This is a genomic window from Agrobacterium sp. LY4 (genome assembly GCF_001526585.1).
GTDB classification, from domain to species: Bacteria; Pseudomonadota; Alphaproteobacteria; order Rhizobiales; family Rhizobiaceae; genus Agrobacterium; species Agrobacterium leguminum.
Genome location: NZ_ASYA01000054.1, coordinates 47,742 through 62,222 on the forward strand (window position 1 = coordinate 47,742; position 14,481 = coordinate 62,222).

Genomic DNA, 14,481 nt, shown 5'->3' on the forward strand with positions numbered 1-14,481 from the left:
GGCCGGACGCTTATTCGGATTTCCTGCTGATATTGGCGCCCATAGGCAGGACCTCCAGACTGCGCCGGTCCAATTGTGCAAGTACCTCGCCGAAACCGAAGCGGGATGTCCAGCCCAGACCCTCTGTGGCGCGGGCGGGCGAATAGATCCGGTCAATAGTTGCCGGCAGCGCCCATCCCCTTTGCGCGAATGCGTCGGCGAGGGCCGGGGTCCGCTGCCGGAGAACGGAAGCGGCATCCTTGGCGAGGCTGTCGCAGTCATCGGCGGAAAACGGGGTGGTTGCCGATATGATATAGCGCTGGAAATCGTCTCCCGCATTGGTCAGCGCCAGCACATGGGCATCGGCGACATCGCGAATATCGACGCCGCGATGCAGCCTGTAGGCCGCCATCACGTGGGCGGGCTCCGGGAAACTTCTGGACATGCGAAACACGCGCACGGCAAGATGCGGGCCTGCCATTCCCTCCAGCATCTGCTCGGCTTCAAGTTTGGTGCGGTGATAGATGCTCTTCGGTCGGGGCGGCGTCTCTTCATTGATGAAGGTGCAGGACCCTGCAGACACCGCGTGTCCGTAAAGCGCCGTGGTGCTGGTGAAGACCAGCCGCGGCACGCCCGCCGCCATTGCCGCTTGCGCCACCATGCGGGTTCCGTCGACATTGATACGCTGGAATTCCGTGTCCGGGACAATGCCGACATGCGGAGCGTGGAGTGCTGCCGTATGGATCACCGCATCCGCCCGTTCGAAAGCGGAGCGCAGGAGCGCCTCGTCCGCAAAATCGCCGACGATATGGGTGGTGGAAAAGGGGGAGCGATCCATGCCGGTGATATTGTGCCTGCCGGCAAGGGCACTGAAAATCGCGCGGCCGACCCGACCGGAGCTGCCCGTCAGCACTATCCGCATGATGTTGCCTCCACATCAACACAAAAGGCAGCGCCATGCGTTGCCTTTCAAGGTGTCATCCGGACGATCAAATATCCAGATTATCCGCGAACGCCGCCCGTTCCTGAATGAAACGGAATCGGGCATCTGCCTTGGTTCCCATCAGATTGTCGACGGCCTCGCGGGTGCCTTCGAAATCCACATCGTCGATCTCGACGCGCAGCAGGGTGCGCTTTTCGGGATCCATGGTGGTTTCCTTCAGCTGCTGGGCCATCATTTCACCGAGGCCTTTGAAGCGGCCGATTTCGACCTTCTTGCCCTTGAAGACGGTTTCCATCAGCTCGGCACGGTGGGTGTCGTCGCGGGCATAGGCGCTCTTGGCACCCTGGCGGATGACATAAAGCGGCGGCACGGCGAGATAGAGATGGCTGCCGCGAATGAGTTCCGGCATTTCCTGATAGAAGAAGGTGATGAGCAGCGAGGCGATATGGGCGCCGTCGACATCGGCATCGGTCATGATGATGATGCGCTCATACCGCAAATCCTCTTCGCGATATTTCGTGCGCGTGCCGCAGCCGAGCGCCTGAATGAGATCGGCGATCTGCTGGTTGGCGGAGAGCTTTTCGCGGCTGGCGCTGCCGACGTTGAGGATTTTGCCGCGCAGCGGCAGGATGGCCTGGTTGGCGCGGTTGCGCGCCTGCTTGGCCGAGCCGCCCGCCGAGTCACCCTCGACGATGAAAAGTTCCGCATTTTCCGCCGTGTTCTGGGCGCAATCCGCCAGCTTGCCGGGCAGGCGCAGCTTGCGCACGGCGGTCTTGCGGTTGACTTCCTTTTCCTTGCGGCGGCGCAGGCGCTCTTCGGCGCGCTCGATCACCCAGTCGAGCAGCTTCGCCGCTTCGCCCGGATTGCCGGCAAGATAATGGTCGAAGGGATCGCGCAGCGCGTTTTCGACGATGCGCTGAGCCTCGACGGTGGCGAGCTTGTCCTTGGTCTGGCCGACGAATTCAGGCTCACGGATGAAAACGGAGAGCATGCCGGCGGCCGAGATCATCACGTCATCGGTGGTGATGTCCTTGGCGCGCTTGTTCTGCGTCAGGTCCGCGTAGTTCTTCAGGCCCTTGGTGAGCGCAATGCGGAAACCGGCCTCATGCGTGCCGCCTTCCGGCGTGGGAATGGTGTTGCAATAGGAATGGATCTGCGTGTCGCCGCCATACCAGGTGACGGCCCATTCCAGCGCGCCGTGGCCGCCGGTCTTTTCCGTGCGGCCCGAGAAAATCTCGCGGGTGACGGTGAATTCCTTGCCGAGCGTGGCGGCGAGATAGTCCTTCAGGCCACCGGGGAAATGAAACACGGCCTTTTCGGGGATTTCGCCGCCGGCCGGCACCATGCCGGGATCGCAGCTCCAGCGGATTTCGACGCCGCCGAAGAGATAGGCCTTGGAACGGGCCATGCGGAAGATGCGGGCCGGTTCGAACTTCGCGTGGTCGCCGAAGATCTGCGGATCGGGATGGAAACGCACGCGGGTGCCGCGACGGTTGTGCACGTCGCCCAGTTCTTCCAGCGGACCGATCGGCAGGCCGCGCGAGAAACGCTGGCGGTAAAGCTTGCGGTTACGGGCCACTTCCACTTCGAGAAGATCGGAGAGCGCATTGACCACGGAAACACCGACGCCGTGCAGGCCGCCCGATGTCTCATAGGCCTTGCCGTCGAACTTGCCGCCGGCATGCAGCTTGGTCATGATGACTTCGAGCGTCGACTTGCCGGGAACCTGCGGGTGGTTTTCCACCGGAATGCCGCGGCCATTGTCGGTGACCGTCAGGAAACCTTCGGCATCGAGATGGACCTCGATGAAATTGGCGTGGCCGGCGACGGCCTCGTCCATGGAGTTGTCGATGACTTCGGCGAACAGGTGGTGCAGCGCCTTCTCATCGGTGCCGCCAATATACATGCCGGGGCGCATGCGCACCGGCTCCAGCCCTTCGAGCACGCGGATCGAGGACGCGCCGTAGTCGTCACCGGATGGTGATACGGGGGCGGGCGGCGTCACGGCCGCAACGGCTGCGGGCTTCGGCTGCACATTCGCGTTGGCGGGCACGTTGGCGGCCGCGGTCACCGGCGTCTTTGCGGTGTCCTCGTTCGTTTCCGTATCGCTGTTTCGTGCTGCCGGAAGACCGGAGAAGAGATCGTTGCTGTCGTCCATCATGTCCAAAGTTCAAAAGCGTGTGTCAGAATTTCGCCATGCGAATCATTATGCCAGTAGCGTCAATCATAACGCCAAACGCGGTTCCCGTCCGATTTGAAGTGGGCCCGTCTGGCAGATGCGGCGCATCCTATGCCACGATTGTGTCAGGGTTTCGCAACAGGAGGATTGCGCTGGCGAGGTTGCAATGGCAAGTCTCGCAGCCACGAATGAACGGTTAGCCAAGGCATGTCCACAGCTCATTTCACGTTTTGTACTCTTTTCAGCCTGACTGTTGCGGCCATGCCGGTTGCGGCCTTGGCCTCCGATGGGCCGCTGCGTCCCTTCAAGGATGAGCTGTTTTCCGCCCAGACGGTGCTTTCCACGGCCGATGGCGGCGCTTCAGAAGTCGTCGACTATCAGGAGATGCGCGATATCAACGGCCGCGACGAGGTGCCCGAGCGGCGGGTGAAACGGCAATATGTCGATATGACGCCGAAGAAGGCGCAGGCGCTGGAAAGTGTTTCCGTTGAGGGCAGGGCGCTTGAGGTCGGCCGTGTCGGGCCGGCGAGCGGGCAGGCCTTCACGGTCATCTTCATCCATGGACGCGGCGGCGACCGGCGGCTCGGAATGAACGACTACACCTTCGGCGGCAATTTCAACCGGCTGAAAAACCTCGCCGTCGCCAATGGCGGCACCTATTATGCGCCGAGCGTGCGTTCCTTCGATGAGAACGGCGTTGCCGATATCGCGGCGCTGATTGCCGATGCGGCCAAAAAATCGGGCGGCAAGCCTGTCGTGTTGACCTGCGCCTCGATGGGCAGTTTCATCTGTTACGGTATCAGCCGCGACAAGGCTGCCGTCGCCAATCTCAAGGGCATGGCGATCCTCGGCGGTGCGGTCGATCCGGATTTTCCGAAAAGCGCGTTTGCCAGGGCGAAGAAGCCGGTCTGGTTCACCCATGGCAGCGCCGACAAGGTCTATTCGGCGGATCAGCAGGCAAGCATCTTCCGCTCTTTGCTGAAGGCCGGCGAGCCGGCGCGGTTCACGCGCTATGAGACCGGCAGCCACGGCACACCGGTGCGCATGACCGACTGGCGGGCGGTTTTGAACTGGATTTTGAGCCGCTGAGGCCTCGATTTGGGTCAGCAACGGCAAATTTTTAGAAATTGCCCGTCGTTTTGAACCTTTAGGCCGCTTTTTTGTACCATTTGTTGCCGGCTGAGGTTAAAGGAATATCCCGGGATTTCCGGCAGTGTTTCTGTCGCGATTATGGGCCGTGATACGGCTGAGGGAAGGGGCGCCGCCACAGGCGGCCTCAAGACAAAGGGAATGGGATACGCATGACGCCGAATGTTCGACCGCTTGTTGCCGGAAACTGGAAGATGAACGGCACCCGTGCCTCGCTCGATCAGATCAAGGCCATGGCAGAGGGCGTCAAGGGCGCGCTGTCCGAAAAGGTGGATGCGCTGATCTGCCCGCCCTCGACATTGCTCTACGTGGCAACGGCGCTGTGCGATGACAGCCCGCTGATGATCGGCGCGCAGGATTGCCACCAGAACGCCTCCGGCGCGCATACCGGCGATATTTCCGCCGAGATGATCGCCGACTGCTTCGGCACCCATGTCATCGTCGGCCATTCCGAGCGCCGCACCGACCATGCCGAGACCGATCATCTGGTGCGCGCCAAGGCCGTTGCCGCCCATCAAGCCGATCTTATTGCCATCGTCTGCATCGGCGAGACGGCGGATGAGCGCAAGGCGGGCCAGACGCTCGATATCCTCAAGCGCCAGCTCGCCGGCTCGCTGCCGGACGAGGCGACCGCCGAAAATACCGTCATCGCCTATGAGCCCGTCTGGGCGATCGGCACGGGTCTGACGCCCACCGTGGACGATGTGCGTGAGGCCCATGCCTTCATGCGCGACGAACTCGTCAAGCGCTTCGGCGACGCCGGCAAGACCATGCGCATCCTCTATGGCGGCTCTGTGAAGCCGGCCAATGCGCTGGAACTGATGGGTGTCGAGAACGTGGATGGCGCGCTGATCGGCGGCGCGAGCTTGAAAGCCTCGGACTTCCTGTCCATCTATGCGGCATACGAGCAACTGACGGCCTGAGACAGGTTTTCCTGTTACAGATGGCGGGAAAGGGGCTTGGAATAAGCCTTCGCCTCATGTAAAGAGCCGCGAAACCTTCTTTGTAGTGCTCCGCGCGGGGCATGGAATGGATTGTCATGCAGACCGTTTTGATTGTTATTCACCTCATGATCGTGCTGGCGCTTGTCGGCGTGGTCCTGATCCAGCGTTCCGAAGGCGGCGGCCTCGGTATCGGCGGCGGTTCGGGCTTCATGTCCGCGCGCGGAACGGCCAATGCGCTGACGCGCACCACGGCGATCCTTGCCGCGCTGTTCTTCGCGACCTCGCTCGGCCTCGGTCTCCTGACGCGCTACGAATCGCGCCCGACCGACATTCTGAACCGTATTCCGGCCACGCAGGGCCAGGGTAACGGCATTCTCGATACACTCGGCCCGGCGACGACGCCGTCGACGCCCGCTCCGGCTGAGAATGGCGTTCCGACCAATGGTGCAGCCGCACCGGCTCAGACGACCCCGGCTCCGGCCGCTTCCGGCACGGCCGCTCCGGCCCCGGCGCAGCCCGCCGATCCGAACGCAGTTCCGACCGGTCAATAAGCCCGGTTTTGATTTAACGCTCCGGCAGGCCAAAAGCCTGCCGGTTTTCTTTTGTTCGCATTCCGGCCTGACCCATCGCAAATTCGTCAACAGCGAATTTTCGAAAGCATGAAATTTGGGCTGGCGGAATCAGAGGTAAAAAGGTATCCGGTGAATCCCATGGCGCGATATGTATTCATCACAGGCGGCGTGGTCTCCTCTCTAGGCAAGGGCATCGCTGCGGCAGCACTCGGAGCTTTGTTGCAATCCCGTGGTTATCGGGTGCGGCTTCGTAAACTCGACCCCTATCTGAACGTCGATCCCGGCACCATGAGCCCGACACAGCACGGCGAAGTGTTCGTGACGGATGACGGTGCCGAGACGGACCTCGACCTTGGCCATTACGAGCGCTTCACGGGGCGTTCGGCAACCAAGACCGACAACATCACCACCGGTCGCATCTACAAGAACATCATCGACAAGGAACGGCGCGGCGACTATCTCGGCGCAACCGTTCAGGTCATTCCGCATGTCACCAACGAGATCAAGGATTTCGTGATCGAAGGCAATGACGATTACGACTTCGTCATCTGCGAGATCGGCGGCACGGTGGGTGACATCGAGGCGATGCCGTTCATGGAAGCGATCCGTCAGCTCGGCAACGACCTGCCGCGCGGTACGGCGATCTATCTTCACCTGACGCTGATGCCCTACATTCCGGCAGCCGGCGAATTGAAGACCAAGCCGACCCAGCATTCCGTGAAGGAACTGCAGGCGCTCGGTATTCACCCCGACATTCTGCTGGTGCGCGCCGACCGGGAAATCCCGGAAGCGGAACGCCGCAAGCTTTCGCTGTTCTGCAATGTGCGTCCTTCCGCCGTCATCCAGGCGCTGGATGTGGCGAATATCTATGACGTTCCGATTGCCTACCACAAGGAAGGCCTCGATTCGGAAGTGCTGGCCGCGTTCGGCATCGAGCCGGCGCCGAAGCCGCGTCTGGAGCCCTGGGAAGAGGTCTGCAACCGCATCCGCACGCCGGAAGGCGAAGTGACGATTGCGATTGTCGGCAAATATACCGGCCTCAAGGATGCCTATAAGTCGCTGATCGAGGCGCTGCATCACGGTGGCTTCGCCAACCGGGTCAAGGTCAAGCTGGAATGGATCGAGTCGGAAGTCTTCGAAAAGGAAGACCCGACGCCTTATCTCGAAAAGGTCAACGGCATTCTGGTGCCCGGCGGCTTCGGCGAGCGCGGTTCGGAAGGCAAGATCATGGCGGCGCAGTTCGCGCGTGAGCGCAACGTGCCCTATTTCGGCATCTGCTTCGGCATGCAGATGGCGGTCGTGGAAGCGGCCCGTCACCTTGCCGGCATCGAAAATGCCTCCTCCACCGAATTCGGCCCGACCTCCGAGCCGGTCGTCGGCCTGATGACCGAATGGGTCAAGGGCAACGAGCTGGAGAAGCGCTCCTCCAAGGGCGATCTCGGCGGCACGATGCGTCTCGGCGCCTACAAGGCAGCGCTGAAGAAAGACACCAAGATCGCCGAAATCTACGGCACCACGGATATTTCCGAGCGCCACCGTCACCGCTATGAGGTGAATGTGGACTACAAGGACCGGCTGGAAGAATGCGGCCTGGTCTTCTCGGGCATGTCTCCGGATGGTGTCCTGCCGGAAACGGTGGAATATCCTGACCACCCGTGGTTCATCGGCGTTCAGTACCACCCGGAACTGAAGAGCCGCCCGCTTGATCCGCATCCGCTTTTCGCCAGCTTTATCGAAGCTGCGGTGGAACAGAGCCGGCTGGTTTGACGGTTTGAAGAATACGAAGAGGGTCGCGAAAGCGGCCCTTTTTATTGTGCATTAAAGATTGCCGCCATGAGTTTCAGATACTGACCTCTTTACACAGAGGTTTTTGGTTGTGGTCCGCTTATTCTTGAATCCACTGTGCATTGTGCGCCCAATATAATGAGACTTCGTGTCGCCCTTTTCCATAATCGAAATAGCTCACCGGCAAACCTGCCGCACGCTTGGCATCCAACGCTGCCTTTCGTTCCGACATGCATGCGTTATCAAGCATTGAAGCGACTTTTTGCGGATTTTTGTTTGAAACAAGAAACGACTTTGCGGTCCGCTGCAAGCATTTGCCTAATGCGCTCCCGGTTGACGCGACGCGGCGTATCTCTGGGGTGTTGTAGGGTCCAAGTGTATTGCACGACGCTAGAGCCATTACGGCAATCAGGATAATGCCCGTATATTTCAATGTTATCCCCGCTCAGATTGAAGTTCTGTGGAGTTTGAGCGCCATCGTCGCACCCCTCATGCCCCCCCAAAAAAAACAGGCCCGAAGGCCTGTTTTCATTTCAGCACGATTCAAACAGGCTTACTTCGGCCCGATCATGTTCTCCGGGCGTACAAACTGGTCGAACTCCTCGTTGGTGAGGTATCCGCCGCCGACGGCTTCTTCGCGCAGCGTCGTGCCGTTCTTGTGCGCGGTCTTGGCGATCTTGGCGCAGATGTCGTAGCCGAGCTTGCTGTTCAGCGCCGTCACCAGCATCAGCGAATTTTCCACGCCCTTCTTGATATTGTCCTCGCGGGCCTCGATACCGACGACGCAATTGTCGGTGAAGGAGACGGCCGCATCGCCCAGAAGCTGGACCGACTGCAGGAAGTTGTAGGCCATCATCGGGTTATAGACGTTGAGCTCGAAGTGGCCCTGCGAACCGGCGAAGGACAGTGCTGCATTGTTGCCGAAGATATGGGCGCACACCTGCGTCAGTGCTTCCGACTGGGTCGGATTGACCTTGCCGGGCATGATCGACGAGCCGGGTTCGTTTTCCGGCAGCGACAATTCGCCGAGACCAGCGCGCGGGCCGGAGCCGAGGAAGCGGATGTCGTTGGCGATCTTGAAGAGCGCAGCAGCGGCCGCATTGATCGCACCGTGCGAGAAGACCATGGAATCGTGCGAGGCGAGCGCCTCGAACTTGTTCGGCGCGGTCACGAAGGGCAGGCCGGTAATCTTGGAGATTTCCTCGGCGACCTTCTCGGCGAAGCCGATGGGGGCGTTGAGGCCCGTGCCGACGGCGGTGCCGCCCTGGGCGAGCTTGGAGAGCGCGGGCAGGGTGGTTTCGATATTGGCGATGGCCGAGGCGACCTGCGCGGCGTAGCCGGAGAATTCTTGGCCGAGTGTCAGCGGCGTTGCATCCTGCGTGTGGGTGCGGCCGATCTTGATGATCTTTTCGAACTGCTTGACCTTGGCTTCCAGCGCCTTGTGCAGGTGCTTGAGGCTCGGCAACAGGTGATGAACGATCTCTTCCACGCAGGCGATGTGCATCGCCGTCGGATAGGTGTCGTTCGAAGACTGGCTCATATTGACGTGGTCGTTGGGATGAACCGGCTTCTTGGTGCCCATTTCGCCGCCGAGCATCTCGATTGCGCGGTTTGAAATCACCTCATTGGCGTTCATGTTGGACTGGGTGCCGGAGCCGGTCTGCCAGACGACGAGCGGGAAATGCTCTGTCAGCTTGCCGTCGATGACTTCCTGCGCGGCGGCGATGATGGCGTCGCCGACCTTGGGATCGAGGCCGGCAAGCGCCATGTTGGCGCGGGCTGCGGCCTGCTTGACGATGCCGAGCGCGCGAACGACAGAGGCGGGCTGCTTTTCCCAGCCGATCTTGAAGTTGCCGAGCGAGCGCTGCGCCTGCGCGCCCCAATAGCGATCGGCCTGAACTTCAATGGGTCCAAATGTATCGGTTTCCGTCCGTGTGGCTGTCATCAATCTTGCCTTTTTACTCGTTTTCCTCCGCCAAAACGGCGCCTTCGCCCGCCTTGCGCGGCCGATATATAGAATCATCGCGCCGGCAATGAAAGCGCTGCAATGCAGCGGAGGCAGATATTTCCCGCCGCGCAAAAGCGATTTCGCCGTATGGCGCGGCGCGGGGTGAAAAAGGCGCCGGCGTGTCATTTTTACTACGACGCGAAATGGCCGGAAAACCGGGCTTTCCGGGGCGCCCGGAAGGTCTGGCGGGGCAGGGCAAAGTGAATGAAATAAATGGAAATTTAACCATTCTCGCCAATTCTGGAAATTACGTTTTTACGGCTTTGGCTGTATCGTAAGGTTCATTTCGGCACGGTTGTGGGCTTTTTCGCGTTTTCTTTTCAACGGGCCGTCGATCGGCTAGACAGGCATGAAACTGATGCCCGCCCTTTCGCTGGCGGTGCTGGGTGCTACGAGGATCAAATTGCAAGTCACATCTGGAAAAACATCGGCAGCACTGGTGCTGGCTCTCGGTCTTTCCGTTTCCACCGCTCTTCCCGGCAGCGCCGGTGCGGTAACGCTGATGGACCTCCTGCGCGGCGGCCCTGGCAAGATCGCGCGCGATCGCGGTGAGTTGCCGCCGGCCGGCATCGTCACCTCGCCCCCCGGATCGAGCGCCGGCCAAAGCGCGGATGCTTCCGATCCCGAGCCGCTGCCGCGTGTTTCCGGTCCGCGCTATTACGACTACAAGGCGGATACGGCCCGTGCGGTGAACACGGCGAATTTCGGTGAAGGCCTTGCCAATCTGAAATTCAGCGCCACCCCCGAGATCGCCAAGGCGCTGGAAGCCTATTACGGCGCCGGCGGCAAGACGCTCTGGGTTTCGGAAGGCGAGCTGACCGCGCGCGCCAATGCTGTCATCGCCTTTCTCGAGACGGTCGGTGAAAGCGGCCTCGATCCGGCCGATTATAGCATTTCGCCACCGGCAAAGGATGTGACGGCCAGCATCAGCAACGCTTCCGGTGCGGCTGCGCCCGGTACGCCGGTGGAGACGGCCTCGGCGCCCGTGTCCGACGCCTATCAGCGGGCGCAGATGCAGTTCGAGCTGGCGCTTTCCGCCAAGGTTCTCGCCTATGTGCAGGATACGGCCCGTGGCCGTGTCGATCCGAACCGGCTCTCCGGCTATCACGATTTCAAGCGCAAGACGGTGAACCTCGCACCGGTGCTGAAGCTTGCGGGCCTGAGCCCCGATGTCGCCGCCTATCTGCGCAGCCGCGAACCGTCGAGCGCCGAATATCTGGCGCTGAAGGCGGAGCTTGCCCGCCTGCGCGGCGAAGGCGATGCGGCGCATGTCGTCCGAGTTCCCGCCGATCTGGTGCTGAAGCCCGGCAACAGCAGCGCGGATATGGCCAATGTCGTCAAGGCCATCGAACATCGCGCTTCGCCCGCCTTCAAGGCCGAACACGCCGCGATCATTTCCGCTTATCAGCAGACGCCTGATTATACGCCCGATCTCGTCGATCTGGTGAAGGCGTTCCAGAGCGAAAACGGCCTGAAACCCGATGGCGTTATCGGCCGCGCCACCGTGCGCGCCATGGTCGGCGAAAGCAATGACGCGAAGATCGCCAAGGTGCAGGTGGCCATGGAGCAGGTCCGCTGGCTGCCGGCCGATCTCGGCCAGCGTTACGTCTTCATCAACCAGCCCGCTTTCATGGCCTATTACCACAATGAGGGTAAAGAACAGTTCGGCATGAAGGTGGTCGTCGGCTCCAAGGCCAACCAGACCTATTTCTTCCAGGATGAAATCCAGACCGTCGAGTTCAACCCCTATTGGGGCGTGCCGCAGTCGATCATCGTCAACGAAATGCTGCCGAAGCTGCGCCGCGATCCGTCCTATCTCGACCGGCTGGGTTACGAAGTGCAAGTGGGCGGTCGTGCCGTCTCCTCCACCAGCGTCAACTGGTATGGCTCCACCAACGCCGTTTCCGTGCGCCAGCCGCCGAGCAGCGACAATGCGCTGGGCGACCTGAAAATCCTGTTTCCCAATGCGCATGCCATCTACATGCATGACACGCCTGCCAAGAGCTTCTTCAACCGCGACATGCGGGCGCTGAGCCATGGCTGTATCCGTCTGGTCGACCCGCGCCGCATGGCCGCCGCCGTTCTCGGCACCAGTGTCGAAAAGGTCGGCGAGCAGATCGCATCCGGCAAGAACCGCGCCGTGCAGGTGCCGGAGAAGGTTCCGGTCTATGTGGCCTATTTCACCGCCTGGCCGGACAAGGACGGCAAGGTGCAGTTCTTCGACGATGTTTATGACCGCGACAGCTATGTGCAGAAGGCGTTCGCCGTGACGACGAAGGCGCGGGCCGCGTCGATCTGATCAGAATAGCATCAAGAAAAAAAGCGCCGGAGACGGCGCTTTTTTTGTTTGAAGGAAAGGCCTGTCCAATTTGTTTGGTGCTGGAGTCCGCCTTACATTTGGCGTCAACGGCAACACCGTACTCCGTCACCTCGGAATTGATCCGGGGTCCAGCGCGATCAAGTCCTTGATCGCAAAAGAGTCTTTTCACCGCGCAGACGCGCCGTGACTGGATGCCGGATCTAGTCCGGCATGACGGAAGAGAGGTTGTTCAGCTCTCATTGACGTCGGAATCGCCGTTCCCTGGCGCTTTACTTGTCTGGTCCAGCCTCTCAGGCCGCCGCTGCACCCTTCGCAACCAGTTCTTCGAACAGCGCCGGCGTCAATTCAGTGAAATCGTCGATCACCACATCCGGTTCGAGTTCAACCATCGGCACATCCGAATAACCGAAGGTCACGCCGATCGACGGCACGGCGGCGTTCTTTGCCGCGAGAATGTCGTTGATGCTGTCGCCAACCATGATGGAGCGCTGGATGTCGCCGCCGGCTTTTTCGATGGTGCCGAGAATATGGCGGGCATCCGGCTTGCGGAAGGAGAAGGTGTCGCCGCAGGTGATGGCGGCGAAATAGCGTGTCAGACCGAGTTCTTCGAGCAGCGGCAGAGCGAGGATTTCAGTCTTGTTGGTGCAGACGGCAAGCGTGATGCCGGCTTCCGAGAGCGCATCCAACGTATTGATGATGCCGGGATAGGGGCGGCTCTCGCCGGGCATTTCGGCACGGTAATGGGTGATGAAGCGCTCATAGAGCGGCTCGATTTCGGCTTCCGGCAGTTCCGTCTCGCGAAGCGCGAAGGCCCGCTTGATCATCACCCGCGCGCCCTGGCCGACGAGGTGGGTCAGGTCGTCATAGGTGACGGGAGCAAGCCCGGCTGCGGCAATGGTGTGGTTAAGGCTCGAGACCAGATCGGCGGCGGTATCGACCAGCGTGCCGTCGAGATCGAAAATGGCGAGCGGGGAGAGCGGGCGGGATGTCACGGGAACTGGCCTCTCGGGAATGCGTGTAACTGATGTATCGGTGCTTTCATTCCCGCCAAGCCTAGGCAAACGGGCCTGTCTTTGCAACCGCGTCACAACGTTCTGTTCGTTGGCTTGAAAAAGGCTTTCGTTTGGCTTTCGACCCGTGTAAACAGCACGGCGACGACAAAGTTACCGGAGTTTCAGGCACATGGATGCCCGCCAGATGAAGATCAAGGCCGCCGAGGCCGCATTGTCCCACGTACAGGATGGGATGCGGCTCGGTATCGGCACGGGTTCGACGGCCGAGGAATTCGTCAGGCTTCTGGCCGAAAAGGTCGCCGCCGGTCTGAAGGTCGAGGGCGTGCCGACATCCGAGCGCACCGCGCGCCTGTGCGTCGAGCTTGGCGTGCCGCTGAAATCGCTGGATGAATTGCCGGAGCTGGATCTGACCATCGACGGCGCTGACGAAGTCGATCATGCGCTGCGTCTCGTCAAGGGCGGCGGCGGTGCGCTGCTGCGCGAAAAGATCGTTGCGGCGGCATCCGCCCGCATGATCGTGATCGCCGACCAGAGCAAGGTGGTGGAGACGCTGGGCGCCTTTCCGCTGCCCATCGAAATCAACCCGTTCGGCCAGGTGGCGACGCGTATCGCCATCGAAAAACTGGCGGCGCGTTCCGGGCTTTCCGGCACGCTGACGATGCGTTCTTCCGGCGACGGCGCCTTCATGACCGATGGCGGGCACCTTATCCTCGACGCATCTTTTGGCCGTATTCCTGATGCAGAAGCGCTAGCACGCGAGCTGAACACGATTCCCGGTGTCGTCGAGCACGGACTTTTCATAAATTTGGCATCGCTTGCCATTATCGCGGGTCCTGAAGGCGCCCGCGTGATGCAGGCAGTATAACAGGAGCGAGATTTTCATGGTCAAACTAGCGGGACTGGGCAAAGCTGCCGCTGCTTCGATCCTCATTTCCGGCATCGTGTTCGGTACTGCCGCACGCGCTCAGGAAATTTCGGAAGCGCATATCGCTGCCGCACGGCAGGCGATCACCTCTCTTGGCGTTACCGACCGTTTCGACGACATTCTGCCGGGTCTGGCGGAGCGTCTGAAGGCCGAGCTCATTCAGGCTTCGCCGAACGTTCAGGACGCAATCACCGAGACCGTCGATGCCAAGGCGCTCGAGCTTGCGCCGCGCCGCGCCGATCTGGAGCGCGAAGCAGCGCTCACCTATGCGCGCGCCTTCACCGTCGAAGAGCTGAACGCCATTTCCACCTTCTACAGCAGCGAAGCCGGCAAGAAGCTCCTGAAGGACGGCCCGATCGCCACGCGCGAACTGATGAAGGCCGCCGACATCTGGGCAGCCGGCATCAACCGCGACCTCAACGCTTCCAGCATGTCGGAACTGCAGAAGGTTGCCGGCGCCGATCTGAAGCCGCTTCCGGCCGATCAGAACGCCACCGGTGGCGCTCCGGCTGCTCCCAAGCCCTGATTGAACAGGGAGAGCATCGGGCCGGAACGTGTGAAGCGGTTTCCGGAAAATCCGACGCTCGGGCAAAAAGGCCTACCTTCAGAAATATTCAAAGCCCGGCCGCAAGACCGGGCTTTTCATTTGTGCGTCGCAGCACCT

General features: G+C 60.9%; 12 protein-coding genes. 7 read left to right on the forward strand and 5 right to left on the reverse strand.

What is annotated here, in order from left to right; translation table 11 throughout:
- Nucleotides 1-10: 10 nt before the first annotated feature.
- Together L904_RS25675 and parE are read right to left on the reverse strand one after the other, a co-directional pair.
- Nucleotides 11-901 carry an NAD(P)-dependent oxidoreductase gene (locus tag L904_RS25675; RefSeq protein WP_020809898.1) on the reverse strand — a complete coding sequence of 297 codons (891 nt, stop codon included), beginning with the start codon at nucleotides 899-901 and terminating at the stop codon, nucleotides 11-13.
- 67 nt (nucleotides 902-968) lie between these two features.
- Nucleotides 969-3,083 carry a DNA topoisomerase IV subunit B gene (gene parE, locus L904_RS25680; protein ID WP_020809899.1) on the reverse strand — a complete coding sequence of 705 codons (2,115 nt, stop codon included), beginning with the start codon at nucleotides 3,081-3,083 and terminating at the stop codon, nucleotides 969-971.
- 225 nt (nucleotides 3,084-3,308) lie between these two features.
- On the opposite strand from parE, the gene L904_RS25685 reads away from it, so the two are divergent.
- The 4 genes from L904_RS25685 (at nucleotide 3,309) to L904_RS25700 (ending at nucleotide 7,533) form a co-directional block, all read left to right on the forward strand.
- The gene (locus L904_RS25685; RefSeq protein WP_020809900.1) at nucleotides 3,309-4,190 is read left to right on the forward strand and encodes an alpha/beta fold hydrolase; all 882 of its coding nucleotides are present in this window, start codon (nucleotides 3,309-3,311) and stop codon (nucleotides 4,188-4,190) included.
- Between the two features lie 212 nt (nucleotides 4,191-4,402).
- On the forward strand, nucleotides 4,403-5,173 hold the full coding sequence (gene tpiA, locus L904_RS25690) for a triose-phosphate isomerase (protein WP_020809901.1): 771 nt from the start codon (nucleotides 4,403-4,405) through the stop codon (nucleotides 5,171-5,173).
- A 116-nt stretch (nucleotides 5,174-5,289) separates the two neighbouring features.
- Nucleotides 5,290-5,745, forward strand: a complete 456-nt coding sequence (gene secG, locus L904_RS25695) for a preprotein translocase subunit SecG (protein WP_003524802.1) — start codon at nucleotides 5,290-5,292, stop codon at nucleotides 5,743-5,745.
- Between the two features lie 159 nt (nucleotides 5,746-5,904).
- Complete coding sequence (locus L904_RS25700; RefSeq protein ID WP_059760448.1) at nucleotides 5,905-7,533, forward strand: CTP synthase; 1,629 nt, start codon at nucleotides 5,905-5,907, stop codon at nucleotides 7,531-7,533.
- Nucleotides 7,534-7,651: 118 nt separating this feature from the next.
- Here L904_RS25700 and L904_RS28005 read toward each other — a convergent pair whose 3' ends face one another.
- The gene (locus L904_RS28005; protein WP_155246281.1) at nucleotides 7,652-7,984 is read right to left on the reverse strand and encodes a hypothetical protein; all 333 of its coding nucleotides are present in this window, start codon (nucleotides 7,982-7,984) and stop codon (nucleotides 7,652-7,654) included.
- A gap of 120 nt (nucleotides 7,985-8,104) precedes the next feature.
- On the reverse strand, nucleotides 8,105-9,496 hold the full coding sequence (fumC, locus tag L904_RS25705; RefSeq protein WP_031234063.1) for a class II fumarate hydratase: 1,392 nt from the start codon (nucleotides 9,494-9,496) through the stop codon (nucleotides 8,105-8,107).
- 502 nt (nucleotides 9,497-9,998) lie between these two features.
- Between fumC and L904_RS25710 the strand changes: the two genes are divergently transcribed.
- Nucleotides 9,999-11,858, forward strand: a complete 1,860-nt coding sequence (locus tag L904_RS25710; protein WP_031234061.1) for a murein L,D-transpeptidase — start codon at nucleotides 9,999-10,001, stop codon at nucleotides 11,856-11,858.
- 311 nt (nucleotides 11,859-12,169) lie between these two features.
- Here L904_RS25710 and L904_RS25715 read toward each other — a convergent pair whose 3' ends face one another.
- Nucleotides 12,170-12,871: a phosphoglycolate phosphatase gene (locus L904_RS25715; protein WP_020811185.1), complete on the reverse strand. Its 702-nt coding sequence runs from the start codon at nucleotides 12,869-12,871 to the stop codon at nucleotides 12,170-12,172.
- Nucleotides 12,872-13,061: 190 nt separating this feature from the next.
- Between L904_RS25715 and rpiA the strand changes: the two genes are divergently transcribed.
- Both rpiA and L904_RS25725 read left to right on the forward strand, forming a co-directional pair.
- The gene (rpiA, locus tag L904_RS25720) at nucleotides 13,062-13,757 is read left to right on the forward strand and encodes a ribose-5-phosphate isomerase RpiA (protein WP_035262017.1); all 696 of its coding nucleotides are present in this window, start codon (nucleotides 13,062-13,064) and stop codon (nucleotides 13,755-13,757) included.
- A gap of 16 nt (nucleotides 13,758-13,773) precedes the next feature.
- Nucleotides 13,774-14,343, forward strand: coding sequence for a DUF2059 domain-containing protein (locus L904_RS25725; RefSeq protein ID WP_003524811.1), 570 nt, complete (start codon nucleotides 13,774-13,776; stop codon nucleotides 14,341-14,343).
- Nucleotides 14,344-14,481 lie beyond the last annotated feature (138 nt).

Excerpts from the sequence above, each read along its gene's own strand:
- L904_RS25675 (WP_020809898.1), bottom strand. The coding sequence starts at position 901 with ATGCGGATAGTGCTGACGGGCAGCTCCGGTCGGGTCGGCCGCGCGATT.
- parE (WP_020809899.1), bottom strand. The coding sequence starts at position 3,083 with ATGATGGACGACAGCAACGATCTCTTCTCCGGTCTTCCGGCAGCACGA.
- L904_RS25685 (WP_020809900.1), top strand. The coding sequence starts at position 3,309 with ATGTCCACAGCTCATTTCACGTTTTGTACTCTTTTCAGCCTGACTGTT.
- tpiA (WP_020809901.1), top strand. The coding sequence starts at position 4,403 with ATGACGCCGAATGTTCGACCGCTTGTTGCCGGAAACTGGAAGATGAAC.
- secG (WP_003524802.1), top strand. The coding sequence starts at position 5,290 with ATGCAGACCGTTTTGATTGTTATTCACCTCATGATCGTGCTGGCGCTT.
- L904_RS25700 (WP_059760448.1), top strand. The coding sequence starts at position 5,905 with ATGGCGCGATATGTATTCATCACAGGCGGCGTGGTCTCCTCTCTAGGC.
- fumC (WP_031234063.1), bottom strand. The coding sequence starts at position 9,496 with ATGACAGCCACACGGACGGAAACCGATACATTTGGACCCATTGAAGTT.
- rpiA (WP_035262017.1), top strand. The coding sequence starts at position 13,062 with ATGGATGCCCGCCAGATGAAGATCAAGGCCGCCGAGGCCGCATTGTCC.
- L904_RS25725 (WP_003524811.1), top strand. The coding sequence starts at position 13,774 with ATGGTCAAACTAGCGGGACTGGGCAAAGCTGCCGCTGCTTCGATCCTC.